General features: G+C 63.2%; 15 protein-coding genes. 1 reads left to right on the top strand and 14 read right to left on the bottom strand.

Annotation, left to right across the window (positions count from 1 at the left end):
- Positions 1-33: 33 nt before the first annotated feature.
- A complete protein-coding gene (locus U0004_RS01200; protein ID WP_070257923.1) occupies positions 34-3,108 on the bottom strand; it encodes a response regulator in 3,075 nt (1,024 codons plus the stop codon).
- Between the two features lie 249 nt (positions 3,109-3,357).
- Between U0004_RS01200 and fnr the strand changes: the two genes are divergently transcribed.
- Positions 3,358-4,116 carry a fumarate/nitrate reduction transcriptional regulator Fnr gene (gene fnr, locus U0004_RS01195; protein WP_070257924.1) on the top strand — a complete coding sequence of 253 codons (759 nt, stop codon included), beginning with the start codon at positions 3,358-3,360 and terminating at the stop codon, positions 4,114-4,116.
- Positions 4,117-4,119: 3 nt separating this feature from the next.
- Here fnr and U0004_RS01190 read toward each other — a convergent pair whose 3' ends face one another.
- The 13 genes from U0004_RS01190 to yiaA form a co-directional block, all read right to left on the bottom strand.
- Positions 4,120-4,644 carry a FixH family protein gene (locus U0004_RS01190; RefSeq protein ID WP_070257879.1) on the bottom strand — a complete coding sequence of 175 codons (525 nt, stop codon included), beginning with the start codon at positions 4,642-4,644 and terminating at the stop codon, positions 4,120-4,122.
- 146 nt (positions 4,645-4,790) lie between these two features.
- A complete protein-coding gene (ccoG, locus tag U0004_RS01185; protein ID WP_034782714.1) occupies positions 4,791-6,173 on the bottom strand; it encodes a cytochrome c oxidase accessory protein CcoG in 1,383 nt (460 codons plus the stop codon).
- A 2-nt stretch (positions 6,174-6,175) separates the two neighbouring features.
- The gene (gene ccoP / locus U0004_RS01180; protein WP_070257880.1) at positions 6,176-7,096 is read right to left on the bottom strand and encodes a cytochrome-c oxidase, cbb3-type subunit III; all 921 of its coding nucleotides are present in this window, start codon (positions 7,094-7,096) and stop codon (positions 6,176-6,178) included.
- Positions 7,089-7,292: a cbb3-type cytochrome oxidase subunit 3 gene (locus U0004_RS01175; RefSeq protein WP_034782719.1), complete on the bottom strand. Its 204-nt coding sequence runs from the start codon at positions 7,290-7,292 to the stop codon at positions 7,089-7,091. The genes ccoP and U0004_RS01175 overlap by 8 nt, the downstream gene beginning before the upstream one ends.
- A gap of 1 nt (position 7,293) precedes the next feature.
- The gene (gene ccoO / locus U0004_RS01170; protein ID WP_034782720.1) at positions 7,294-7,908 is read right to left on the bottom strand and encodes a cytochrome-c oxidase, cbb3-type subunit II; all 615 of its coding nucleotides are present in this window, start codon (positions 7,906-7,908) and stop codon (positions 7,294-7,296) included.
- Between the two features lie 15 nt (positions 7,909-7,923).
- The gene (ccoN, locus tag U0004_RS01165; protein WP_034782722.1) at positions 7,924-9,351 is read right to left on the bottom strand and encodes a cytochrome-c oxidase, cbb3-type subunit I; all 1,428 of its coding nucleotides are present in this window, start codon (positions 9,349-9,351) and stop codon (positions 7,924-7,926) included.
- A 182-nt stretch (positions 9,352-9,533) separates the two neighbouring features.
- Positions 9,534-9,710 carry a cbb3-type cytochrome oxidase assembly protein CcoS gene (gene ccoS / locus U0004_RS01160; RefSeq protein ID WP_034782725.1) on the bottom strand — a complete coding sequence of 59 codons (177 nt, stop codon included), beginning with the start codon at positions 9,708-9,710 and terminating at the stop codon, positions 9,534-9,536.
- A 2-nt stretch (positions 9,711-9,712) separates the two neighbouring features.
- Complete coding sequence (locus U0004_RS01155) at positions 9,713-12,151, bottom strand: heavy metal translocating P-type ATPase (RefSeq protein ID WP_070257881.1); 2,439 nt, start codon at positions 12,149-12,151, stop codon at positions 9,713-9,715.
- 22 nt (positions 12,152-12,173) lie between these two features.
- Positions 12,174-12,938 (bottom strand): sulfite exporter TauE/SafE family protein, encoded by a 765-nt coding sequence (locus tag U0004_RS01150; RefSeq protein WP_070257882.1) that lies wholly within the window; start codon positions 12,936-12,938, stop codon positions 12,174-12,176.
- A 9-nt stretch (positions 12,939-12,947) separates the two neighbouring features.
- A complete protein-coding gene (gene hemN, locus U0004_RS01145) occupies positions 12,948-14,396 on the bottom strand; it encodes an oxygen-independent coproporphyrinogen III oxidase (RefSeq protein WP_070257883.1) in 1,449 nt (482 codons plus the stop codon).
- Positions 14,397-14,420: 24 nt separating this feature from the next.
- Positions 14,421-16,088 (bottom strand): methyl-accepting chemotaxis protein, encoded by a 1,668-nt coding sequence (locus U0004_RS01140; protein WP_034782732.1) that lies wholly within the window; start codon positions 16,086-16,088, stop codon positions 14,421-14,423.
- A 195-nt stretch (positions 16,089-16,283) separates the two neighbouring features.
- Positions 16,284-18,344, bottom strand: coding sequence for an EAL domain-containing protein (locus U0004_RS01135; RefSeq protein ID WP_231958474.1), 2,061 nt, complete (start codon positions 18,342-18,344; stop codon positions 16,284-16,286).
- 93 nt (positions 18,345-18,437) lie between these two features.
- Positions 18,438-18,860 (bottom strand): inner membrane protein YiaA, encoded by a 423-nt coding sequence (gene yiaA, locus U0004_RS01130; RefSeq protein ID WP_070257884.1) that lies wholly within the window; start codon positions 18,858-18,860, stop codon positions 18,438-18,440.
- Between the last annotated feature and the right edge of the window lie 32 nt (positions 18,861-18,892).

The following is an 18,892-nucleotide window of genomic DNA, read 5'->3' as shown; positions in this document are numbered from 1 at the left end:
ACCCCGGCCTTTATCTCTTGGGTTCAAACGAGCTTAATCCTTCAGCCTGGACAACCAATCCGTCGCCGCCGCCAGCGCCTGCTCCAGTTCCTGCGCCGTGTGCGCCAGCAGCGCCGGCACCTCGTCCAGGCGGCCCGCGTCGATGGCTTCCTCGGTGGCGAACGCGGCGCGGATCAGGCGTTTCGTGCCCAGGGTGCCCACGGAACCGCGCACGCTGTGCAGGATGCGCGCCACGTCGCTGTGGCGGCCCGATTGCAACGCCGTTTCGGCGTCGCGCACGGGCGTCATGCCCTTGTTCAGCGCGTCTTCCACCATGCGCCGCAGCACGCCGCGCCCCTTCGCGTCGCGTCCCATCACGCGCATCAGCGGCGCCATGGAAAACACTTCTTCATCGGCGACGCGTACCGGCTCGGCCGCCTGTACTTGCGGGCGCTTGGGAAGGTGGCGCAGGATGACTTCCATCATCTCTTCCACCACCACGGGCTTGGCGATGAAGTCGCTGATGCCGGCCGTCATGCAGCGCTCGCGCTCGGACGCCAGCACGCCGGCTGTCATGGCGATCACGGGCAGGCTCAAGCGCAATTCCGTGCGGATGATGTGGGTGGCGCTGAAACCGTCCATGACGGGCATCTGCATGTCCATCAGCACGATGTCGTAGCGCAGCGCTTCCGTGCGCAGCCGTTCCACGGCTTGCAAGCCGTCGCCCACCACGTCCAGGGTGGCGCCCATGTGTTCGAGGATGCCGCGCGCCACGGCCTGGTTCAAATGATTGTCTTCCACCAGCAGGAAATGCACGCCAGCCAGTTCCGTACCCAGCGGCTGGTGCAGCATGTGTTGCTCGCCGCCGTCGTTCTTGGCGATCAGCGCCTGGTGCAGGGCGTCGAACAGGCTCGATCCCGTGATCGGCTTCATCAGCACGACGTCGGCCTCGGCCGCGCTGGAGATTTCCTCCAGGTGGTTGCGGGCGAAGGCGTTGACCATCACCACGATGGGCTGGCGCTGGCCACTGGCTGCCTGGCGGATGGCCTTGGCCGTGGCTAGGCCGTCCATCACGGGCATGTGCCAGTCGGCCAGCACCACGTCGTATGGTTGCTGCTGCGCCAGGCGTTCGCGGTACAGTTCGATGGCGGCAAAGCCGGAGTCCACTTCGTCGGCCAGCCAGCCCCACGCCTCGATCAGCTTGACGATCAGTTCGCGCGTGGTGCGGTTGTCGTCGGCCACCAGCAGGCGCAGCTGGCCCAGGGCCGGCGTGCGCCGCGTTTCGGCCGGCTGCGCCAGCATCTCGAAGGGCACGCTGAACCAGAAGCGGCTGCCCTTGCCTTCGCTGCTGGCGACGGCGATGTCGCCGCCCATCATGTGGATCAGCTGCTTGCTGATGGCCAGGCCCAGGCCCGTGCCGCCGAAGCGCCGCGTGATGCTCTGGTCGGCCTGTGAAAACGCGGCAAACAGCTGCTGTTGCTGCAGTTCCGTCATGCCGATGCCCGTGTCGCGCACTTCGAAGCGCAGCCAGGCGCGGCCACTCTCGCTCTCGGCCAGGCTGACGGCCACCACGACTTCGCCGCTCTCGGTAAACTTGATGGCGTTGCCGGCCAGGTTGACGAGAATTTGCTGCAGGCGCTGGGCGTCGCCCACGAGGCGCCGCGGCACGTCGGGCTCGACGGCGATGGCCAGTTCCAGCTCCTTTTCGCCCGCATTCATCGTCATCGTCGTGGCCAGGGTATTCATGACTTCATCGAGGTCGAATTCGACGGGCGACAATTCCATGCGGCGCGCCTCTATCTTCGAATAGTCGAGCACATCGTTGAGGATGCCCAGCAGCGACTGGCCCGCCACTCTGACCATGGTCAGGTACTTGCGCTGTTCCGTGTCTAGCCTGGTATTTCCCAGCAAATACACCATGCCCAGCACGGCATTGAGGGGCGTGCGGATTTCATGGCTCATGTTGGCCACGAAATCGCTCTTTGCGCGGTTGGCCGCCTCGGCCCGGTCGCGTTCCTGCTCCAGCTCCGCCGCGCGCGCTTCAAGTTCCTGCTGCAGGCGGTCGCGTTCGCTCATCAGGCCATTGAACGCTTCCGTCAGTTCGCCGATCTCGTCGCGCTGCTGTACCGGCACGGGGGTGAAACGGCTGCCGCTGGTGCGCAGGGCCAGCAGGGTATCGCGCAGGCGCACCAGCGGCGACAGCAGGCGCACGGTAACCCAGCCCAGAACGGCAGCGGCCAGCAGCGAAGCGAGGATGCTCCACAGCACCAGCCGGTACAGCACGCCATCGAACGGTTCGAAGGCATCCTCGACGGGCAGCGAGGCGGCCAGCAGCCAGTTCACGGATTTCAGGCGCTTGAAGCTGTTGACGGCCGTGATGCCGCGGCTGTTGGTGCTGACCATGCTGCCTTCGCCATCCTCCTTCAGCAGCTGGGTGGTCGTCAGGTTGGCGTTCGGCTTGCGCGGCTGCAGCAAACGGCTGGTATCGGGGTGCAGCACGTAGCGCGGCACGGCGCCGCGCGTGAGGATGAAGTAATAGCCGCTCTTGCCGATCTTTTCCGAGCGCAGGCGGCCCAGCAGATTGTCCTTGTACAGGCGCAGCACGCCGATCACCACGCCGGCCACCTGGCCATCGGCGGCCAGCACGGGCGCCACCATCTGCACGATGGGCATGCCGCTCGACTTGCCCAGCATCGGCTCGGTAATCATGGGCTGGCGCGTGCGCAGGACGGTCTGGAAATACTCGCGCTCGGCGACGTTGATGCCGGCGCGCCCCGTCACTTCCGGCATGTCGGCCACGATGGCGCCATGCGCGTCGAGCACCAGCACGTCGTCGAACAGCACCAGCATCGAGCGGCGCGCATAGTATTCGCGCAGTTTGGCGGGCTGGGCGATCAGTTCCGGCGGCTGCTGCCTGGCCGTCAGGGTGACAATCTGCAGCAGCATGCCCAGCTTGTCGTCGAGCTCGGCAGCGGTGCGGCTGATCAGCGATGACTGCTGGCTCAGCAGTACTCGGGTGAAGTCGTCGCGCATGTGCTGCACCTGGATCATGGTGACCAGCGCGATCATGGCGATCGAGGTCAGGCTGGTGGCCAGCGCGACTTTTGCTTTAATGCCGAGAGGCTTCATGATTTCCTTTTCAGTGCCGGGCGGCACAGGCGGCAGATAATGCTGTCAGGAATTTTCCTATCAATACCCCAGCTTGGCAAGCGCCGCCGCGCAAATTGCCCGCCCCGTATGGGCTTTTGACGATGTTGCCATATAATTAAAGGCTGGACGTCGTTTATTCGCCGAATTTACGGTGAAATTGGCATACGGCAACCCTGTATGCAGCTGTATGCAGTAAACTTGTTGTTGCATTTTCTAAAAGGTACCGACATGACTGAAGCGCTACTCACTCCCACCTTGCCCACCGTGAACGTGGAGGCGTTGCGTGCGCGATGCTCGACCTGCAGCATGCATCAATTGTGCCTGCCGATGGGCCTCGATGTGGGCGACATGGATAGGCTGGACCAGATCATCGGCCGCCGCCGCAAGATCGTGCGCGGCGCTTCGCTGTTCCGCATCGGCGACTCGTTCCAGAACCTGTATGCGATCCGCCTGGGGCATTTCAAGACGTACCAGATCAATCCGGGTGGCGAAGAGCAGGTGACGGGTTTCCAGATGGCCGGTGAACTGCTGGGCATGGACGCCATCAGCGCCGACCGCCACCACTGTAATGCGGTGGCGCTGGAAGACAGCGAAGTGTGTGAAATTCCGTTTTCCAGCCTGGAACAATTGCTGGGCAATATGCCGACCCTGCTGCGTCATTTCCACCGCATGATGAGCCAGGAAATCACGCGCGAGCAAAGCGTCATGCTATTGCTGGGCAATATGCAGGCGACCCAGCGTTTTGCCGCCTTCATCGTCAACCTGGCGTCGCGCTATGAAGCACGCGGCTATTCGGGCAGCAATTTCCAGCTGCGCATGTCGCGCGAGGAAATCGGCAACTATCTGGGCCTGACCATCGAAAGCGTCAGCCGCTTATTGTCGAAATTCAAGAAGGAAGGCTGGCTGCGCGTCTCGAACCGCGAGATCGAGATCCTGCAGCCGGCCAAGTTGAAAGCGATTACGGCCGGCACGGACATCTGCAAGTAAGACTTACAGTTCCTCGTCGGCATGCAGCGCGATGCTGCGTTGCAGGGGCCAGGTCCAGATGCCGGACAGGCGCCACTCGCGTTTGTCGTTTTCCACCAGCACTTGCCAGCGGCTGCGCTCGAGCATCGGCAGTGCTACGGAAAAATTGCCGGCCGCATCGGGCTGCACCAGCAGCTTGATATCCTTTTCCGGCAGGGTCGCATGCGCCAGGTGCAGCTGCAGCGGCGCCTGATAGGCCTTGCCGAAGCTGTGCACGGAACCACTGAGGCGCGCTGCAGCCACGTCATATGACAGGCGCGTATCCATGGCCAGGTCGCTGGCGATCGTGTCGCGCTTCAAATCCTGGTTGATCGCCTTGCCCTGCTTGTAATAATCGCCCACCACCAGCGCATCGGGCTGCGTAAACGCGATATAGCCCATGAAGCTGCCGACGACCACGGACAGGCCGGGGCCGATCATCAGCAGCCATGGCCAGCGATGCTTGTACCACGGTGCAACGGGGGGTTGCAGTTTCAGACTGTCGGACATTTTGTTCTCCTTGGGGTCGGACCCTGTGGGTCTGACCCCAGCTTTTGCTTCCGGGTTGAAAATCAAGTGACCCTAACGCATGATTGATGATACCCCTACGGCGAAATACCGGGGTCGGACCCAGAGGGTCCGACCCCAAATCAACATCACCGTGGCACGATGAATACCGCGCTTTCACGCACATGCAGCGATGGATCGTCCAGCGATTGCAATTCGATCGCAATCTTGTTCGAGCCCTTCTCGCCGACGCCGTGCGGCACGCGCAGGCGGATCGGCCAGCCCAGCGTTTCCGTCGGCTGCAAGGTCACTTCTTCGCGCGTCAGCAAGGTCAGGCCCGGCAAGCCGGAAGCGCTGATTTTAAAATGCTGGCTTTGCTCGGACGTATTCATGATCTGCAGGCGGTAGACGTTTTCGATCATGCCGTCTTCCACTTCGCGTCCCATCGAACCGCGGTCGCGGATCACGTCCATTTTCAGGGGCGTGCGCAGGGCCAGCGAGGTACACACGGCGATGATGATCAGGGCCAGGATGGAAGTGTAGATCAAGACGCGCGGGCGCATGGCGCGCTGGCGTATCTGCTTCGAATTGAAGTTGTTTTCCATCGCATGGTCGGTGCTGTAGCGTATCAGGCCACGCGGCCGCTCGACCTTGTCCATCACGCTGTTGCAGGCATCGACGCAGGCGGCGCAGCCGATGCATTCATACTGCAGGCCGTTGCGGATATCGATGCCGGTCGGACACACCTGCACGCACAGGGTACAGTCGATGCAATCGCCCAGCTTGTCGTTGTTGCCGGCCTTCTTGCTCATGGCGCCACGCGGTTCGCCGCGCTTGGCATCGTAGGTGATGATCAGGGTGTCCTGGTCGAACATGGCGCTCTGGAAGCGCGCGTAGGGGCACATGTATTTGCACACCTGCTCGCGCAGCCAGCCCGCGTTGCCGTAGGTTGCCAGGCTGTAGAACAAGACCCAGAACCATTCCCAGGGACCGAAATTGAGGGTGGTCACCGACTGCGCCAGTTCCTTGATCGGCGTGAAGTAGCCGACAAAGGTAAAGCCCGTCCACAGGGCGATGGCGCCCCATACCAGGTGCTTGGCGGTCTTCTTGAAGGCCTTGCGCACGGAGGGGCCCTGCTTGTCGAGGGCCATGCGCGCGCTGCGCGTGCCCTCGATGCGGCGTTCGACCCACAGGAAAATTTCCGTGTATACCGTTTGCGGGCAGGAGAACCCGCACCACACCCGCCCGGCAATGGCCGTGACGAGGAACAACAAATACGCACAGATGATCAGCAGGGCCGCCAGATAGATGAAATCCTGGGGCCACAGCACGACGCCGAAAATGTAGAACTTGCGCGTGGTCAAATCGAACAGCAGGGCTTGCCTGCCATTCCAGGTCAACCACGGCAAGCCGTAGAACGCCAGCTGGGTAAGCCATACGCATACCCATCGCCAGGTAGCGTAGCGTCCTTTGGCCTCGCGAGGGTAGATTTGCTCGCGGGCCGCATACATCTTGATGACTTGAGGTTCCATTTTTACTTTGCGGGCGCCTGCGGATTCGACAGGCTCCAGACATACGCCGACAGCACGTGTACCTTGGATTCGCCGAGGAAATCGCTGAAGGCCGGCATGGTGTTGCTGCGTCCCTTGCGTACGGTTTCCATGATGGTATCGGCGCTGCCGCCGTACAGCCAGGTCTTGTCCGTCAGGTTCGGCGCACCGAGCATCTGGTTACCCTTGGCATCGGCGCCATGACAGGCCATGCAGGCGCCAAACTTGGCCTTGCCCAGCACGGACTTGACGGGATCCGAGGTCGAGCCGGACAGGCTCAGCACATAATGGGCCACGTTCTCGACATCCTTTTCGGAGCCCAGGGCGGCGCCCATCGGTGGCATCTGCCCATTGCGGCCGTGCAGGATGGTGGTCTTGATGACGTCGGGTTCGCCGCCATACAGCCAGTCCTTGTCGGTCAGGTTGGGGAAGCCCTTGTTGCCGCGTGCATCCGAACCGTGGCATTGCGCGCAGTAGGTCAGGAACAGGCGCTGGCCGATGGCTTGCGCCTGCGGATCGGCGGCCACCGTCTTCAAGTCCTGGCTCAGGTACTTGTTGAACAGGGGACCGTAGTCGGCTTCCGCCTTCTTCAGTTCTTCCTCGTACTGGCCCGTCGATTTCCAGCCCAGGCTGCCGGCATAGTTGCCCAGGCCCGGATACAGGAACAGGTACGCCAGGGAGAAGACGATGGTGATGTAGAACAACCACATCCACCAGCGCGGCATCGGCGTGTTGAGTTCCTTCAAATCCTCGTCCCAGACGTGGCCCGTGGTGCCGTCAGCAGGGGCGCCCTCGACCACTTTGATTTTCGACTGCGAGTACAGCAGCACGCCGCAGCCGATGATGCCCAGCAGGGACAGCACGATGATGTAAATATTCCAGAAGCCATTGGTAAAGTCAGCCATGGTTATGCTCCTTTGCCAGGGTCATTTCGGCTTCGGCCGGATAGTCGAGCGCGTCGTCGGCGAACGGCAGGCGTGCCGCCGCGTCGAAGTCGCTGTTGCTGCGGCTGAACGTCCACCACAGGATGCCCACGAACGTCGTAAAGGAAACCACCGTCATGACGCTGCTGGCGCTGTCAAACAGGTTTTCGATTGCCATGCTAATTCCTTGTTTTGATTAATGTACCGAGGCCTTGCAGATAGGCGACCAGGGCGTCTTCTTCCGTCTTGTCCTGCAGCTGCGCAGGGCCGGCGGCGATCTCTTCATCGCTGTACGGCTGGCCCAGGCGTTTCAGGGCGCGCATCTTCGGCATGATCTCGTCAGGCACCAGCTTGGTCTTCGCCAGCCAGGGGTAGGACGGCATGTTCGACTCGGGCACCACGTCGCGCGGGTTGTTCAAGTGCGTGCGGTGCCATTCGTCGCTGTAGCGCGCGCCCACGCGGGCCAGGTCGGGGCCCGTGCGCTTGGAACCCCACTGGAACGGACGGTCGTAGACGAATTCGCCGGCGACCGAATAGTGGCCATAGCGTTCCGTTTCCGCGCGCAGCGGACGCACCATCTGCGAGTGGCAGTTGTAGCAGCCTTCGCGCACGTAAATGTCGCGGCCCGCCAGGCGCAGCGGCGAGTACGGCTTCAGGCCGGCGACCGGCTCCGTCGTGCTCTTCTGGAAGAACAGGGGAACGATCTCGACGGCGCCGCCGATGCTGATCACCACCGTGACCAGGGCGATCAGCAGCCAGGGGTTTCTTTCAATCCATGCATGTGAAAATTTCATTTGCTTTCGCTCCTATCAGGCGTGCGCCGCGTTCAGTTCCGGAATGCGGGCGACGGGGAGTTTGCTGCCGCGCAGCGTCATCCAGGTGTTGTAGCCCATGATGCACATACCCGACAGGTACAGCAGGCCACCGGCCACGCGCACCACGTAGTACGGATACGTCGCTTTCACGCTCTCGACAAAGGTGTAGGTCAGGGTGCCGTCCGGATTGACCGCGCGCCACATCAGGCCCTGCATCACGCCGGCGATCCACATTGCGGCGATGTACAGCACGATGCCGATGGTGGCCACCCAGAAGTGCACGTCGACCAGGCGCGTGCTGTGCATCTGCGTGCGGCCAGCCAGGCGCGGCAGCAGGTAGTAGATCGAACCCATGGTGATGAAGCCCACCCAGCCCAGGGCGCCCGCATGCACGTGGGCAACGGTCCAGTCGGTGTAGTGCGACAGCGAGTTGATGGTCTTGATCGACATCATCGGACCTTCGAAGGTGGCGATGCCGTAGAACGACAGCGAGACGATCATGAATTTCAGGATCGGGTCGGTGCGCAGCTTGTGCCAGGCGCCCGACAGGGTCATGATGCCGTTGATCATGCCGCCCCAGCTTGGTGCCAGGAGGACCAGCGAGAAGACCATGCCGATCGATTGCGTCCAGTCAGGCAATGCCGTGTAGTGCAGGTGATGCGGGCCGGCCCACATGTAGGTGAAGATCAGCGCCCAGAAGTGGACGATCGACAGACGGTACGAGTACACGGGGCGCTCGGCCTGTTTCGGGATGAAGTAGTACACCATGCCCAGGTAGCCGGCGGTCAGGATGAAACCCACCGCGTTATGGCCATACCACCACTGGATCATCGCGTCCTGCACGCCCGCATACGCGGAATACGACTTGGTGAACGAGGCTGGCATGACGGCGCCATTGACCACGTGCAAGATCGTCACGGCCAGGATATAGGCGCCGAAGAACCAGTTGGCCACGTAGATGTGCTTGACCTTGCGCTTGATCAGGGTGCCGAAGAACACGATGGCGTAGGCGATCCAGACGACGGCGATGAGGATGGCGATAGGCCATTCCAGTTCGGCGTATTCCTTGCCGCGTGTCATGCCCAAGGGCAGGGTGACGACGGCGCACAGGATTACCGCTTGCCAGCCCCAGAACGTGAAGGCGGCCAGTTTGTCGGAAAACAGGCGCACCTGGCAGGTGCGCTGGACAACGTAGTACGAAGTAGCGAACAGGCCGCAGATGCCGAAGGCGAAAATCACCGCATTCGTGTGCAGCGGACGCAAGCGTCCGTATGTCAGCCATGGTATGTCGAGGTTCAGGGCAGGCCAGGCCAGCTGAGCGGCGATGATAACGCCAACCAGCATGCCGATGATGCCCCATACCACAGTAGCGACCGCGAATTGCTTCACGATCTTGTAGTTATAGTTCAGCGATTGATCCACAAAGACTCTCCCTGGAATTACTATTTATGATGGTGGCCAGAGAGTAAGTGTTTGACCGCGAAAAAACTTTGATGTGGATCAAAATTCCCCGGATGAAATAAGCGTAGCGAACTGGCATCGAAATAAAGTGATATTTCGGTCAAATAAGCCATGCAAGATCCCGGCAATCCGGGCGGGTGAAATCAGGGATGCGGTTCGCCGGGCGCCGGCTTGGCCGTCGTATCGTCGTCCTGCAGCACGCGCAGGCCCGGTCCGACGAGGTCGTCGAACTGGCCGCCGTCCGAGGCCGTGAAATACACCCACAGGGCGATGAAGACGACCACGACGCTCAAGGGGATCAGGAGGTAGAGTGCTTCCATGTTCAGGCTTTCCGCAGGCGCAGGGCGTTGGCGATGACGACGGCCGAGCTGGCAGCCATGCCGACGCCGGATAGCCAGGGGTTCAGGAAACCCAGCGCGGCGGCCGGGATGGCTGTCAGATTGTACAGGGTAGCCCAGCCCAGGTTTTCGCGGATGATGCGCATGCTGCGCGCGGCCGTTTTCGCCGTGTCGAGCACGGACACCAACTGGCTCGACAGCAGCACGGTATCCGCATGCGCCTGCGCCAGCGCGGCGCCGGAACCCATGGCGAAGGACACGTCGGCACCGCTCAGCACGGCGGCGTCGTTGATGCCGTCGCCCACCATCGCCACCACGGCGCCCGTCGCCTGCAACTGCTGCACGAAATCGAGCTTTTCATCGGGCAGGCATTCGCCGCACGCCGTGTTGATGCCCAGTTCCGTCGCCACGCTTTGCGTCAGCGCTTCCTGGTCGCCACTGAGCAGCACGACCTGCTTGCCGCGCCGGTGGAAGTACGCGACCACGTCGCGCGCCTCGGGGCGCAGCGCATCGCTGAGTAAGAAGCGCGTCAGCCAGCGCCCCTGCGCACCCAGGTACAGCGGCGTCATGCCCTGCATGCCGACGGCCGTGTCGCCCAGCGGCGGCCCGGCGATGGCGGCGACAAAGGCCGCGTTGCCCAGACGGTAGCGCACGCCATTGATCACGCCTTCGAGTCCCTGGCCCTGCACTTCCTGCAAGTGCTCTACATGTGCGCGCGGCTGCTGTATTGGCAACCCTTCTGCCGCTGCCAGGATGGCCTGCGCCAGCGGATGGGCGCTGCCCGCTTCCAGCGCGGCGGCCACCTGCAGGCAAGCGTCCTCGCTCATGCTGCCGAGTCCCTCGATTTGCCGCAGCACGGGCCGGCCCAGGGTCAAGGTTCCCGTCTTGTCGAAGACGATGTGGGTGGCGCGGTGCAGGGTTTCCAGCACATGCGGCTGGACGATCAGCACGCCGCGCCGCAGCAGGCTGTCGGTGGCCGCCGCCAGCGCCGTCGGCGTGGCGAGAGACAGCGCGCAGGGGCACGAGACGACCAGCACGGCGATGGCCACGGGCCACGCCTGCGACGGGTCGTGCCAGCTCCAGAAGGCGAACACGGCGATGGCAAACAGCAGCAAGCCCAGCACGAACCAGGCGGCGACCTTGTCGGCCCACTGCGCGATCTGCGGCTTGCCGCTGCCGGCCCGTTCGATCAGTTTCAACAGGTCGGACAGGGTGCTTTCGCGCGCCGGTTTCAGCACGCGCAAGATGAGCGCCGCGCTGGCGTTGATCGCCCCGCCCGGCACCCGCTCGCCGGTTTTCCTGCGCTGCGCCGCGCTCTCGCCCGTCAGCAGCGATAAATCGAGCGCGCTCGTGCCTTCGACGATGATGCTGTCGGCGGCAATCGCCTCGCCCGGTTTCACCAGGATGACGTCACCGACGGCCAGGCTGCCGGCCGGCACCAGCGTGGTGGCGCGGTTGTCCGGGAAGCCCGCCATCAGCGATGCGGAGGCGGGCAAGGCGTGCTGCAGGCGCTCGAGGGCCGAGGCGGCCTTGCGGCGCGCCTGCAGCTCGAAATAGCGGCTGCACAGCAAGAGGAAGATGAACATCGTGGCCGAGTCGTAATACACCTCGCCGCGGCCCGTAAAGGTCGCCACCACGCTGCCGAAGAAGGCCGCCAGGATGCCCAGCGCCACGGGCACGTCCATGCCCAGGGTGCGCGCGCGCAGGCTGGCCCAGGCGCCCTGGAAAAACGGCATGGCTGAATAGCAGATGGCCGGCAGGGTCAGGAGCAGGCTGGCCCAGCGCATCAGGCTGGCCATATTGTCGTCCAGCGTGCCATCCTCGGCCAGGTAGGCGGGCGCCACGTACATCATCACCTGCATCATCGACAGGCCGGCCACGAACAGCTGGCGGCCCAGGGTCTTGCTGGCCTTTTGCAGGCGCTCGCCATGGCGCACGGCATCATACGGATAGGCCGTATAGCCGACTTGGCGCACGGCTTGCAGGATGTCGCCCGGCTCGCATTCGGCGCGGCTCCAGCGCACGTACAGGCGCTCCGTGGCGACGTTCAGGCTGGCTGCCTGCACGCCGGGCAGGCGCGTCAGCTGGCGCTCGATCAGCCAGACGCAGGCGGCGCAGCGGATGCCTTCGACGGACAGCGTCGCTTCGCAGCTGCTGGCGTCGCGCGCGAATTGCGCATCGTCATTGCTGTACAGGCGCAGCTCGGGCGGCATCAGGGTGGCATCAAAGGCGTTGACGGCGTATTCATCGCGGTCGCGGTAGTACGCGCTCTGGCCGATGTCGACGATGGTTTGCGCCACCGCTTCGCAGCCGGGGCAGCACATGGCGCGCGGCACGTCGTCGATGGTGACGTTCCAGCTGGAACCGCTCGGGACGGGCAAGCCGCAATGGAAGCAGGCGGAGGGTTGTAAAACAGCATTCATAGGTTTGGTTTCATGCGTCTGTTCATGGATGGCCCGTGACGCACAGGGCGTCGAGCCAGCCCAGCGATACGCCATTCGCGGCGCGCAGCAGGCCCAGCAAGCCAAAGCCCAGCACCAGCAAGCCGCTGGCGATGCGCACGGGACGGCGCTGCATCTGCGTGCGCAAGCGCGTGCCCAGCAAGCCCATGCCCAGCAGGGTGGGCAGGGTGCCCAGGCCGAAGGCGGCCATGGCGGCCGCGCCGTTCAGGGCAGAACCTTGCATCATGGCCGTCAGCAGCGCGCTGTAGACCATGCCGCACGGCACCCAGCCCCACAGGCCGCCCACGGCCAGCGCCTTGAATGGCGTATCCATCGGCATCAGCGGTTTCAGCAGGGGGCGCACGCGGCGCCAGACGACATTGCCTGCCGCTTCCAGATGGGCCAGGCCGCGCCAGGCATCCATCAGGTACAGCCCCAAAGCCACCAGCATCAGGTTGGCCAGCCAGTAGCCGGCCACCTGCAATGACGCCACGTGCAGCATGCCGGCGCCCGCCAGGCTGCCGGCCATGGCGCCGGCCAGCATATAGCTGCCTATGCGCCCGCCGTTGTACGCCAGCACGCGCAGCACGTTCGCTTGCACGCTGGTCTGCAATGCGGGGCGCGCCACGGCGATGGAAATGACGGGGCGCACGGGCGCCGCGCCCCCGCCCAGCGACAAGGCGCCGACGATGCCGCCGCACATGCCGATGCAGTGCACGCTGCCGGCCAGGCCGACCAGGAACATGGGCACGAGGCTGAGGGCATTCATCGCGCTGCGCTACACCGTTTTCGAGTAGCGCAGCGGCTGCACGGCGTCGGGCGCCGTGTTGGCGCGCGCCAGGGTCAGGTAGCGGTCGAAGACCATGCAGATATTGCGGATCAGCAAGCGCCCTTTCGGCGTCACCGTCAGCCAGTCTTCCTCGATGACGAGCAAGCCATCGCGCGCCAGTTCGCGCAGCTTGTCCAGTTCGGCGGCGAAATAGCTGCGGAATTTGACGGGGTGCGCTTGCTCGATGCTGGCGATCGACAATTCGAAATTGCACATCAGCATCTGGATGATGATACGGCGCAACAAATCATCCGTATCGAGCTTGATGCCGCGCGCGATCGGCAGCACGCCTTCGTCGAGCTTTTCATAGTACGCGTCGAGCGTCTTTTCATTCTGGCTGTAGACGGCGCCGACGGAACTGATGGCCGACACGCCGCAGGCGATCAGGTCCGCTTCCGCGCGCGTGGAATAGCCCTGGAAGTTGCGGTGCAAACGGCCCTGGCGCTGCGCCACGGCCAGATCGTCCGTCGGCTTGGCGAAATGGTCCATGCCGATGTAGACATAGCCGGCGGCCGTCAGGCGCGCGATGCACAGGCCCAGCATGGCCAGCTTGGTGGCGCTGTCGGGCATGTCGGCGTCGAGGATGCGGCGCTGCGGCTTGAACAGGTGCGGCATGTGCGCGTAGTGATACAGGGCGATGCGGTCGGGGCTGGCGGAAATGACCTTGCGCAAGGTTTCCGTCATGGTGTCCAGGCTTTGCTTGGGCAAGCCGTAGATCAGGTCGATGCTGATCGAGCGGAAGCCCGCGTCGCGCGCGGCCTGCATGATGGCCACCGTCTCCGCTTCCGGCTGGATGCGGTTGACGGCCTTTTGCACGTCGGCGTCGAAATCCTGCACGCCCAGGCTGATGCGGTTGAAACCTTGCGCGCGCAGCGAAAATACGCGCTCGCGCGACACGGTGCGCGGGTCGATCTCGATCGAATATTCGCCGTCTTCATCGGAAGCAAACTCGAAATGCTGGCGCAGATGCGCCATCAGTTCGTCCATCTGCTTTTCGCTCAGGTAAGTGGGCGTGCCGCCGCCGAAATGCAGCTGCTCGATCTGGTTCATGCCGGCAAACAGTTTGCCCTGCATGGCGATTTCCTGTTTCAGATAGCTGAGGTAGGTAGCGGCCTTGCTGCGGTCTTTCGTGATGATCTTGTTGCAGGCGCAGTAGTAGCACAGGGTGTCGCAGAACGGCACATGCACGTACAGCGACAGCGGACGGCGGCCGCCGCGCATGCGCAAGGCGGCCAGCGCTTCGAGGAAGTTGCCGTAGCCAAATTCCGCATTGAAACGGTCGGCGGTCGGATAGGACGTGTAGCGCGGGCCGGACTGGCTCATCTTGCCGATGATGACCGGGTCGAATTCGACGACGGCGTCCAGGTCGGCGGAAGCACTGCTGAGTAGTGTAGGCATGGTGTGTATGAAGTCTTGAAAGGTTTAGGCGGCCAGGCGTTTCATGGCGGGTTTGCCGGCGTTCGCGGCGCCCGCAGCACCCGATTTGCCGCCAGGCATGGCGACGCGGCGCGGTGGCGGCATCTTGCCGAAATTGAACAGGCTCACGGCTTGCGACAGGCTGGCTGCTTCTTCCGCCAGGCGCGTGGCGGCCGCGGCGGCTTCTTCCACCAGTGCCGCATTCTGCTGCGTCACCTGGTCCATGTGGGCGATGGCCTGGTTGACCTGGTCGACGCCGATGCTCTGTTCGCGCGAAGCGATGGAAATTTCCTGCATGATGGCCGTCACCTGCTTGACGGAGCTGACCACTTGTTCCATGGTGGCGCCGGCGCGGTTCACCTGCAGCATGCCGGCGCCCACCTTGCCGACGGAAATTTCAATGAGTTGCTTGATATCCTTGGCTGCCACGGACGAGCGCTGCGCCAGGTTGCGCACTTCGCCCGCCACAACGGCGAAGCCCCTGCCCTGTTCGCCTGCGCGCGCCGCTTCCACGGCCGCGTTCAAGGCCAGGATGTTGGTCTGGAAGGCGATGCCTTCGATCAGGCCGATGATGTCGACGATTTTCTTCGACGAGGTGTTGATCTCGTCCATGGTGGTGATCACTTCGGAAACGATCTCGCCGCCCTGCACGGCCACTTTCGAGGCGGCCACGGCCAGTTCATTTGCCTGCACCGAGTTGTCCGCATTCTGTTTCACGGTCGACGAGAATTCCTCGATGCTCGAGGCCGTCTCTTCCAGGCTGGCGGCCTGCGATTCCGTGCGGCCCGAGAGGTCCATATTGCCGACGGCGATTTGCTTGGTGGCCACGGCCATGGTTTCCACGTTGATGCGCACGTCGCGGATGGTGGCGATCAGGTTGCTGTTCATCTGTTGCAGCGCGCGCAGCAGTTGCCCCACTTCATCCGTGCTTTCCGTTTCAAAACTGCCCGACAGGTCGCCGGCGGCAATGGCCCGCGCGCCGTTCAGGGCCTTGCCCAGCGGCTTGAGCACGGACATGCGCAAGGTGTACCAGAGGAAGACGTTGATCAGGAAGCCGAACAGGGTGGCGCCGAAGATGGCGTAATTGGTGATCTTGCCGCCGCTGGCGAACAAGCTGATGACGCACACCAGCAGCTGCAGACAGTTGACGATGGAGGTGGCGGCCCAGATGCGCAGGTTGAGCGACATGTGCGTCAGGTTGTGCAGCAGGTGCGCCAGGCCCGGGCGCACGATCTGTCCGTTCTTGATGACGATGTTGCCGCCTTCCTTGTTGCGGATGGCCGCATAGGCTTCTTCGGCCGCCTTGACCTGGTCCTTGTCCGCTTTCACGCGCACGGACATGTAGCCGATGGTCTTGCCCGCTTCGCGGATGGGCGTGACGTTGGCGCGCACCCAGTAAAAGTCGCCGTTCTTGCAGCGGTTCTTGACCAGGCCCGTCCACGGCGTGCCGGCCTGGATCGAGGCCCACAGGTCGGCAAACGCTTCGGCCGGCATGTCCGGGTGGCGCACGATGTTCTGGGGCGAACCGAGCAGCTCTGCCTCGCTGAAGCCGCTGACCTGGCTGAAGTAGGGGTTCACATATACGATATTGCCGTTCATATCCGTTTTCGACACGATGGCCTGATCGTCCAGGACGAGGACTTCACGGTTAGTCACTGGCAAATTTTGTCGCATGGTCGCGGCTTCCTGATCAGTTAAACAAGCAATTGGTGAGTAAGACTTGCACGATTGCAAGAATGGAGATCAGTGTAAGGAGTCGCCTGCGCAAATTTATTGATGTAGATCAAAATCCTCCAGATTGGTCGTGCTTGCACGCATTTAGCGATAGCAATGCGGCATTGTTTTAAAGGCACTGGTTGTCGGCAGCGGCTAATCGATACCCGCTGTCAGGGGGCGCAGGCTGCCCACGGCGTAGCCTTGCGCGTAGTCGATGCCCAGTTCGCGGATGACGGCCAGGGTGGCGTCGTCTTCCACGTATTCGGCCACCGTTTTCAAGCCCATCACGTGGCCCACCTCATTGATGGCCTTGACCATGGCGCGGTTGATGGCATTGGTGGCGATGTCGCGCACGAAGACGCCGTCGATCTTCAAATAGTCGACGGGCAGGGCCTTCAGGTAGCCGAACGAGGAAAAACCGCTGCCGAAGTCATCGAGCGAAAAGCGGCAGCCCAGGGCCTTGAGCTGGCGCATGAACACCTGCGCCTTGGGCAGGTTGGCGATGACGGCCGTTTCCGTGATTTCAAAGCAGATTTGTTCGGGGGCAATCGCGAATTCTACGAACTGCTCGGTGATGTAGTCATGCAAGCCGGCATCGGCCAGCGACATGCCCGACAGGTTGACGGAATACAGGGCCGGTGCGCGGCGCCGGCTTTCCGCCAGCGCGGCCAAAGGCGGCAGGCTGTCGCGCACGCTCTGGATATGGTGGCAGACGGCACGGATGACCCAGCGGTCGATGGACAGCATCATGTCGTAGCGTTCGGCGGCCGGAATGAAGGCGCCTGGCAAGATCAGGTCGCCCTGGCTGTTGTGGATGCGGATCAGCACTTCGTCGTGGTGTTCCGGGCTGTCGTGCAGGTGCACGATGGGCATGGCGTACAGGCGGAAATAATCGTGCGCGAACGCTTCGTTCAGGCGCGAGATCCACAGCATTTCGCCATGCCGCTGCGCCAGCATGACGTCCGACTCCTGGTAGACATGGATGCGGTTGCGGCCCTGCTCCTTGGCCAGGTAGCAAGCCTGGTCGGCGGCGCTCAGCAGCTCGCTCATGGACTTGCTGTCCTGATTGATTTCCACGATGCCGATGCTCACGCCCAGCTCGAAGCTGCGGTTATCCCAGGCGAAACGGAAATCGCGGATGGACTGGCGCAGCTGTTCGCCGATCTGGCGCGCATGCTCGAGCGGACAGTGCGGCAGCAGCACGCCCAGTTCATCGCCGCCGAGGCGCGCCAGGATGTCGCTGTCGCGCATGCGCGCCTGCAGCATCTTGGCCAGCAGCTGCAGCAGCACGTCGCCGGCGCCGTGGCCGCTGGTGTCGTTGATGACCTTGAACTGGTCCAGGTCCAGGTACAGCAGCGCATGCATGTGGCCATCCTGCTTGGCCGTGTGCAGGGCGCCGGCCACCAGGTGTTCGAATTCGCGCCGGTTGATCAGCCCCGTCAGGGCGTCGTGCGTGGCTTGCCACGATAGTTGCTGACTCAGCTTGCGCTCGTGGCTGACGTCGCGGAACACGACGACGGCGCCGAGGATCTCGCCGTCGCGCGACCAGATGGGCGCGGCCGATTCTTCGACGGCGATGCGCCGGCCGTCGCGCGTGATCAGTTGCGAGCGGGGGGAAATGCCGATGGCCTGGCGCTGTTGCAGGCAGCGCATGGCCACGTGCTCGAGCGCTTCGCCCGTGCGTTCGTCGGCCAGCGGCATGGTCAGTCCGATGTCCAGGCCCCGCGCCATGTCGTTGCTCCAGCCCGTCAATTGCTCGGCCACGCGGTTCAGGTAGCGCGTCTTGCCCTGCGGATCGGTGGTGATGACGCCGTCGCCGATGGAGCTGAGCGTTACTTCGGCCAGTTCCTTGCGCTCGGCGATCATGAGTTCGCGTGCCATGTGCTCGGTGATATCCCAGATGATGCCCAGAGTGCGTTCGGGTTGCCCGCCGGCATCGGCGAAGACGTGCGCCTTGGCCGCCAGCCAGTGTTCGCTGCCATCGGGCCAGACGACGCGGTATTGCAGGGCGTAGCCGCCGCCCCGGCGCACGCCGTCCTGCAGCACTTTGATCACCTTGCCGCGGTCGCCGGTGTGCACGCAGTCGAGAAAGCTGCGAAATGGCTGCGTCAGCGCGCGCTCTTCCAGGCCCAGCAAGGTGGCGCCCTTGGCCGACCAGCTGACCGTGCCGTCGATGACCTGGCCATCGACGATGCGCGAATCCCAGATCGCCATGTGCGCCGCCTCTAGTGCCATCTGTAAACGTTTCTGCTGGTCGCCCATCATCCTCTCCCGACATGGATACAGGAATAGACGCACTGCTGCTATTTAAGTTCCCGGCGCCTCGGCGGGCGAGGCGCGCGCCACGTCGCGCACATTCTTTTGCACGGCCACGGCGGCAAACAGGCTCAGCAGGAATGCCATGGCATAGAAACCCTTCTCGCTATTTTGCAGATTAGCGTTCCACAGGCCCACAGTCAATAACAGCAAGGCCAGCAGCACGGAAATCCAGCACAGGCCAAAGTAAATCCCCGTCACGGCGATGCCTTCGGCGCGGTCGCGCACGGATTTTTGCAGCGAGATGGCGGCGAACAGGCCGTACATGAGGATCGTAAAATAATAGCCCTTCTCGTTGAGGGCCATGCCGGCGTTCCACAGGCCGGACAGGTAGGTGACGATGCCGATCAGCAATGCCGCCCAGGAAGCGCCGATAAAGGCGCTGCTGGGACGTTGGATGGGGGAAGTCTGCATAGGGTCTCCATGGGCAGGCAAGCGCCGCCGGC

The organism is Janthinobacterium lividum, assembly GCF_034424625.1.
GTDB classification, from domain to species: Bacteria; Pseudomonadota; Gammaproteobacteria; order Burkholderiales; family Burkholderiaceae_D; genus Janthinobacterium; species Janthinobacterium lividum.
This window is presented reverse-complemented; position numbering and strand designations above follow the sequence as displayed.

Excerpts from the sequence above, each read along its gene's own strand:
- U0004_RS01200 (WP_070257923.1), bottom strand. The coding sequence starts at position 3,108 with ATGAAGCCTCTCGGCATTAAAGCAAAAGTCGCGCTGGCCACCAGCCTG.
- fnr (WP_070257924.1), top strand. The coding sequence starts at position 3,358 with ATGACTGAAGCGCTACTCACTCCCACCTTGCCCACCGTGAACGTGGAG.
- U0004_RS01190 (WP_070257879.1), bottom strand. The coding sequence starts at position 4,644 with ATGTCCGACAGTCTGAAACTGCAACCCCCCGTTGCACCGTGGTACAAG.
- ccoG (WP_034782714.1), bottom strand. The coding sequence starts at position 6,173 with ATGGAACCTCAAGTCATCAAGATGTATGCGGCCCGCGAGCAAATCTAC.
- ccoP (WP_070257880.1), bottom strand. The coding sequence starts at position 7,096 with ATGGCTGACTTTACCAATGGCTTCTGGAATATTTACATCATCGTGCTG.
- U0004_RS01175 (WP_034782719.1), bottom strand. The coding sequence starts at position 7,292 with ATGGCAATCGAAAACCTGTTTGACAGCGCCAGCAGCGTCATGACGGTG.
- ccoO (WP_034782720.1), bottom strand. The coding sequence starts at position 7,908 with ATGAAATTTTCACATGCATGGATTGAAAGAAACCCCTGGCTGCTGATC.
- ccoS (WP_034782725.1), bottom strand. The coding sequence starts at position 9,710 with ATGGAAGCACTCTACCTCCTGATCCCCTTGAGCGTCGTGGTCGTCTTC.
- U0004_RS01155 (WP_070257881.1), bottom strand. The coding sequence starts at position 12,151 with ATGAATGCTGTTTTACAACCCTCCGCCTGCTTCCATTGCGGCTTGCCC.
- U0004_RS01150 (WP_070257882.1), bottom strand. The coding sequence starts at position 12,938 with ATGAATGCCCTCAGCCTCGTGCCCATGTTCCTGGTCGGCCTGGCCGGC.
- hemN (WP_070257883.1), bottom strand. The coding sequence starts at position 14,396 with ATGCCTACACTACTCAGCAGTGCTTCCGCCGACCTGGACGCCGTCGTC.
- U0004_RS01140 (WP_034782732.1), bottom strand. The coding sequence starts at position 16,088 with ATGCGACAAAATTTGCCAGTGACTAACCGTGAAGTCCTCGTCCTGGAC.
- U0004_RS01135 (WP_231958474.1), bottom strand. The coding sequence starts at position 18,344 with ATGGCGATCTGGGATTCGCGCATCGTCGATGGCCAGGTCATCGACGGC.
- yiaA (WP_070257884.1), bottom strand. The coding sequence starts at position 18,860 with ATGCAGACTTCCCCCATCCAACGTCCCAGCAGCGCCTTTATCGGCGCT.